The organism is Pedobacter jeongneungensis, assembly GCF_039538295.1.
In the GTDB taxonomy this organism is placed as follows: domain Bacteria; phylum Bacteroidota; class Bacteroidia; order Sphingobacteriales; family Sphingobacteriaceae; genus Pedobacter; species Pedobacter jeongneungensis.
The window spans coordinates 1-3,867 of the sequence record NZ_BAABBY010000026.1 but is presented as its reverse complement, the minus strand read 5'-3'; the positions used below and the strand labels follow the sequence as shown (position 1 = coordinate 3,867).

Annotated in this window: 1 protein-coding gene; it reads right to left on the bottom strand. The window is 42.8% G+C overall.

Features of this window, described 5'->3' with window-relative positions; all coding sequences use genetic code 11:
* On the bottom strand, positions 1-3,850 hold a 3,850-nt coding region (locus ABD769_RS24860; RefSeq protein ID WP_344854063.1), incomplete at its 3' end, for a type I polyketide synthase.
* Between the last annotated feature and the right edge of the window lie 17 nt (positions 3,851-3,867).

Sequence of the window (3,867 nt, the reverse complement as noted above, 5' to 3'; positions counted from 1 at the left end):
CACTATTTTGATTAAGCCAGATAATATTATCTATTTCGCTTGCAATTTGTTTAATATTCTGTGATTCGAATATGCTGTTTAGTTTAAAGTTAATGCCAAACTCCTTTTTAATTTGCTTTAACAGGACCATTGCTTTCAAGGAATCCCCACCCAGTTCAAAAAAGTTATCCTGTATCCCTATATCCTTGATCCCAAAAAAATCCTCTATCATGACAATCAGTTTTTTCTCCGTTTCTGTATCTGCCCCGACATAGTCATTTTTTAATTCTGGCCTTTCTGATTTCCTTACCCTGTCACTACCGAACCCACTGTCTAAATATGTGTCTTTCCTGGTCCCGTAAACTTTATATAGTCTCAGGGACAAGTCCTCTATGGTTTCAAATAATACAGGATGGTCTTCCAAAGCGATACTCCACTCAAACAGTTCACTGATTTCCGTGGGAGTCAATGCCTTTTTGCTTGAGTGATCATCTTTTACCTCAGGCTCATCAAAAAGCATTTCAGATAAACCTACACATCTCCAATTTAGAAGCTCCTTAGACCGCGAAGAAATAAAGTGTTCCATAAACAAATTTGCAGAGGAATACGAACTAAAACTAAGACCCCCAAGTACAGAAGACAAACTTGATGTTATCCATACAAAATCAAGGGCCCGGTCTTTAAATATTGTATACAGATTCTCAACACCCTGGACCTTGGGTAAAAATATTGCAAAGGCCTTTTCATATGTAATATCTTCCACAAGCTCAAAATCTCCGGTATCTGTATTCCCGGCAGCATGAATTATGCCCGCTATAACCCCTACATTCTTTTCAATTTCGTTTATGATATTACCAAATGCTTCAAGGTCCGAAACATCCCCGCTGTAATAACTTACATCCTTACTTATAGCGCTCAGGTGGTCCAATCGGTCTGACCATAACCTGTTTTCTGGAAGCCCTAGTATTTTTCTGCCAAGCAGTACAACTTTTGCCCCGTGTTCTTTCAATAGATGTTTGGCCAAAACAAACCCCACATTTCCAAGGCCACCTGTGATTAAATAAGTCCCCCCCTTATTTATTATGCTTTTCCCCCTTTCAACCGGAACAGAACTTTGCTGATAATCCTTTACCCATCTCTGCCCGTAACGGATTGCAACAATATTTTCTTTACCAGGGCTGTTTTCTATTTCTGCAACCAGGACATCCAGGTCATCCCCGTTTTCTTTTATGTCCGTATCTATATTACAGCATGATACAGAATATTCCTGTGGAAGAACATTAATCAGCCCCAGTAACAAAGATTGTCTTATAGAAACTTCCTCATTGCCAATCACCTTATGCAGACAATCGGTCAAAACTATAATCCGCTTCTCTCCCAACATGCTGTTCCTTAGTAATTCCTGCACAATATGTACCACACAGAAATAAACCAGGTTAATCTCTTGATTATCCCGGTGTAATTCCAGTATTGAAGTTTCTGCCGTTGAGCCCCAACCATAAACAACATCGGTAAACCAGTACCCTGCCTCCTTAAGCTGACCGAAAAGTTCCTGGAAATCATTCCGGTTGCCAGGGTCAACAATATATTCAACATCACTCACTTTTTTGAAACCGTTCCCTATTAGCACCTCTACTAATCTGTTCCCCCCTTTCAAAAGCTTTGTTTTTAATGAATTGGTAAACTTACTACCCTGAGAAAAAAACAGATAAATGTGCTGGTCCGCCTTTAAACCTGAAGGCACCAGAACTGAACTCTTCCATACCGGATAATAAACCCAGTCTTTCGGTCCATGATCCAGAAGGTCTGCTGAGCCTAGAACAGAAAGCCCCCCTCCTTCAAACGGATCAACTTCTGTTGGATATTTTATAGGCTCAAATGAATAAGTAGGCAAAGAAACCCTTCTTCTTTTTTCTCTACTATAATAAGCTGTCCAATCAATGTTTATCCCATGTGACCACAAATCGCCTATCTTCTCTGTCAGGTATCTCAGGTCATTATCCGTTTCCTTAAAAGACCTAAGTAAATTAACCGCCACGGCTTCGCTCCGGTGTTGCTTTAATAAACCTGTTAGGGAATGCCCAGAACCAATTTCCACAAAAACCAAGTCCTGGTTCTGGAGCAGGAGAGTCTTCAACCCAGCAGAAAAATTTACCGTCTCCCGCATATGACGGACCCAGTAAGATGGTGAGGTAGCCTCTTCTTCGCTAATAAACCTACCCGTTAAATTTGAGACATAGGGAAGCCCCAGCTTATTAAACCTTACTTTTTCAAGTTCCTTTTTGAATTCATTTAAAACACCCTCAACCATACCTGAATGAAAAGCATGTGAAGTGCGGAGCCTTAAACAGGGAATGCCAGACTCCTCCAACCGCGCCTTCAATCTTTCTATTGCTGATCCCGGGCCTGAAAAAACAACCTGATCAGGACCATTTATTGCCGCAAGGCTAATCTCCGAATCCAGGTACAATCCGGCATTCGACTCCTTTATTGAAACACTCAACATAGCCCCTCCCGGCAAACGGCCAAGCAAATCCCCCCGTCTGACAACCAACTTCAATGCATCTTCGAAACTGAATACCCCGCTAATACATGCCGCCACAAACTCACCGACACTATGGCCTATCATATAACGGGGAACTATGCCCAGGGACATCATCAAACGTGATAGGGAATACTCCAGCAGAAAAATTAAAGGCTGTGTATAGCGCGTGTCATTTATTTTGGATGATAGTTCTTCAGCAAACATAACAGACCGGAAGCATTCGCCTGTAACTTCCTCAATAACAGAAAAACCCTTATCCATTTCTTCCCGGAAGAATGGCTCAAATTCATAAAGGTCCCTGCCCATGCCCCAGTACTGGGAACCCTGGCCGGGAAACATAAACACGACCAAATTGCCTTTATCCTCTCCCCTGGCTGACCGGGCTTCGAACTTTGCCTGCTCAAGTAAACCAACCAGTTCGTCTCTATTCTTATATACAAGTGATTTCCGGTATAAAAAGTCTTTTCTCCCGACATGAAGGGTATAGGACATATCGGACAGATTTAACGCTGGTTCCTTCAGCAAAAAGTCCCTTAGATCACCTAAATACCTAAACAGTGAACTTTCCGTTTTTGCTGAGACTGTCAACAGCTTATATAAGCGGCCAGCACTTTCTTCTTCCGCATCCGGTGCCTCCTCCAGAACAACATGAACATTGGTACCTCCAATGCCAAAAGAACTCACACCAGCCCGAAGGGGAAAACCATTTTGACGGGCCCAGGGAACAAGCTGCGTATTTACATAAAATGGACCACCCGCAAAATTAATCTCCGGGTTGGCCTCTTCATAATGAAGGCTTGCAGGTATCTTTTTGTACTTCAGGCTAAGGGATGCCTTAATCAAACCAGCTATCCCAGCCGCCACATCCAAATGCCCTATATTTGTCTTTACAGAACCTATCGCACATTTGTGCTCCCTATTGTTATTGAACGCAACGTTCAGCGCTTCAAGCTCTATGGGATCTCCAAGCCTGGTACCGGTACCATGTGTTTCGATATAACCTATGCTCTCAGGAGGAACCTTGGCAAATAAGTGGGCCAGACGGATACAGTCTGCCTGACCTTTGACACTGGGTGCTGTATATCCAACCTTCCTGTTACCATCATTATTAATAGCGCTACCCTTTATTATCGAATAAATATGGTCCCTGTCACGTATCGCCTCACTCAACCGCTTTAAAACAACAACACCCGCTCCCTCGCCACTCGTAGTCCCGCTCGCATTTTTATCAAAAGCACGACAGTGACCGTCGGAAGAAGCAATCATACCATCCTGATATAAATAACCCTTCTGCTTTTGGGTATGGATGCTAACTCCCCCTGCCAAAGCAATCGTACATTCTC